The 2,987-nt window shown below is 69.5% G+C and carries 1 protein-coding gene; it reads left to right on the top strand.

Going from position 1 to position 2,987, the window contains the following annotated elements; translation table 11 throughout:
- On the top strand, positions 1-2,987 hold a 2,987-nt coding region (locus JQX11_RS31875; protein ID WP_204928625.1), incomplete at both ends, for a type I polyketide synthase.

Here is a 2,987-nt window from a genome sequence, read left to right as displayed (position 1 = left end):
CGGGAGCCGATCGCGATCGTGGGTATGGCGTGTCGTTTTCCGGGTGGGGTGGTCTCGCCGGAGCAGTTGTGGGACCTGGTGGTCGAGGGTCGGGACGCGGTTGGTGGGTTTCCGGAGGGTCGGGGGTGGGACCTGGAGGGTCTCTACGATCCGGATCCGGACGCGGTGGGTCGGTCGTACACGCGGCAGGGTGGTTTCCTGCACGAGGCGGGTGGGTTCGACGCGGAGTTCTTCGGGATCTCGCCGCGTGAGGCGTTGGCGATGGATCCGCAGCAGCGGTTGTTGTTGGAGACGTCGTGGGAGGCGGTGGAGCGGGCGGGTATCGCGCCGGACGCGTTGCGGGGCACCGACACCGGCGTCTTCGTCGGGGTGATGTACAACGACTACGGCTCCCGGCTGCGACCGGCGCCGAAGAGCTTCGAGGGCTACGTCGCCAACGGCAGCCTCGCGAGCCTCGCCTCGGGCCGGATCGCCTACACGCTCGGTCTGGAGGGGCCGGCCCTGTCGGTGGACACCGCCTGTTCGTCGTCGCTGGTCGCGTTGCACCTGGCCGCGCAGTCGCTGCGTAAGCGGGAGTGCTCGACGGCGCTCGTCGGCGGAGTCGCGGTGATGGCCACCCCGACCACCTTCGTGGAGTTCAGCCGCCAGCGTGGCCTGGCGCCCGACGGCCGGTGCAAGGCGTTCTCCTCGTCCGCGGACGGCACCGGTTGGGGCGAGGGTGTGGGTGTGGTGGTGGTGCAGCGGTTGTCCGACGCCCGTCGGGCCGGCCGGCGCGTCCTCGCGGTCATCCGGGGCAGCGCGGTCAACCAGGACGGCGCGTCCAACGGCCTGACCGCACCCAACGGACCCGCCCAGGAACGCGTCATCCGCGCCGCCCTCACCAACGCCCGCCTCACCGCCGCCGACATCGACGCCGTCGACGCCCACGGCACCGGCACCACCCTCGGCGACCCCATCGAAGCCCACGCCCTCCTGGCCACCTACGGCCAGGAACACCACCCCGACACCCCCCTCTGGCTCGGCTCCATCAAATCCAACATCGGCCACACCCAAGCCGCCGCCGGCATCGCCAGCGTCATCAAAATGACCCACGCCATGCACCACGGCCTCCTACCCGCCACCCTCCACATCGACGAACCCACCCCCCACGTCGACTGGACCACCGGCAACGTCGCCCTCCTCACCACCACCCAACCCTGGCCCCACCACGACCGCCCCCGCCGCGCCGCCATCTCCTCCTTCGGCATCAGCGGCACCAACGCCCACCTCATCCTCGAACAACCCGAACCCCAACCCACCACCCCCGACAACCCCACCCCCACCGACACCCTCCTGACCTGGACCGTCACCGCCCACACCCCCGACGCCCTCCACGACCAAGCCCAACGCCTGCACGACCACCTCACCCACCACCCCCAACCCCCCCACCACATCAGCCACGCCCTCACCACCACCCGCACCCGTCACCCCCACCGCGCCACCATCACCGGCCACACCCTCCACGACCTCCTCACCGGCCTACACGCCATCACCACCAACACCCCCCACCCCGGCACCGCCACCGGCCACGCCACCACCACCAAAACCCTCTTCCAATTCACCGGCCAAGGCTCCCAACGCCCCCACATGGGCGCCGAACTCCACACCCGACACCCCGCCTTCGCCGAAACCTTCGACACCTGCGCCACCCACCTCAACCCCCACCTCGACATCCCCCTGCACGACCTCGTCTTCACCAACCACCCCGCACTCCACCAAACCCGCTACGCCCAACCCGCACTCTTCGCCCTCCAAACCGCCCTCCACGCCCTCCTCACCCACCACAACATCCACCCCGACTACCTCATCGGCCACTCCGTCGGCGAAATCGCCGCCGCCCACGCCGCCGGCATCCTCACCCTCCCCGACGCCTGCACCCTCGTCGCCGCCCGCGGCCACCACATGCAAAACGCCACCCCCGGCGGCGCCATGCTCGCCACCAACCTCACCGAAACCCAAGCCACCCAATGGCTCACCCAATACCCCCACCAACTCACCATCGCCGCCATCAACAGCCCCCACCACCTCGTCATCTCCGGCGACCACGACGCCATCGAACACCTCACCCACCAACTCCACACCCACCACCACAAAACCACCCGCCTCAACGTCAGCCACGCCTTCCACTCCCACCACATGGACCCCATCCTCGACGCCTTCCACACCACCGCCACCACCCTCACCTACCACCAACCCCACACCCCCATCCTCTCCACCCTCACCGGCCAACCCGCCGACCCCCACCACATCACCACCCCCGAATACTGGACCCAACACATCCGCCAACCCGTCCGCTACCACCACGCCCTCACCCACCTCACCACCACCCCCACCCACCACATCGAACTCGGCCCCGACACCACCCTCACCACCACCGCACCCCACACCCACACCACCGGCCACACCTTCACCCCCACCCTCCACCCCAAACACCCCGAACACCACACCCTCACCACCGCCATCGCCACCCACCACACCACCCACACCACCCCACCCACCCCCACCACCCACCCCACCCCCACCCACACCACCCTCCCCACCCACGCCTTCCAACACCACCACTACTGGCTCCACCCCCACCCCCACACCCACACCACCCACCCCCACCCCCTCCTCACCACCACCATCACCACCCCCGACCACACCACCCACCACACCGGCACCCTCACCACCACCACCCACCCCTGGCTCCACCACCACACCATCAACAACACCACCATCCTCCCCGCCACCGCCCTACTCGACCTCACCCTCCACACCACCAACCCCCACACCCCCACCACCACCGACCTCACCCTCCACACCCCCATCACCCTCCACCCCCACACCCCCACCCACCTCCACCTCCACCTCACCACCCCCACCCCCACCGGCCACCAAACCCTCACCATCCACACCCGCACCACCACCACCTGGACCACCCACGCCACCGCCACCATCAACCCCGA

It is taken from the genome of Micromonospora humida (assembly GCF_016901255.1).
Classification (GTDB): Bacteria; Actinomycetota; Actinomycetes; order Mycobacteriales; family Micromonosporaceae; genus Micromonospora; species Micromonospora wenchangensis.
This window is presented reverse-complemented; position numbering and strand designations above follow the sequence as displayed.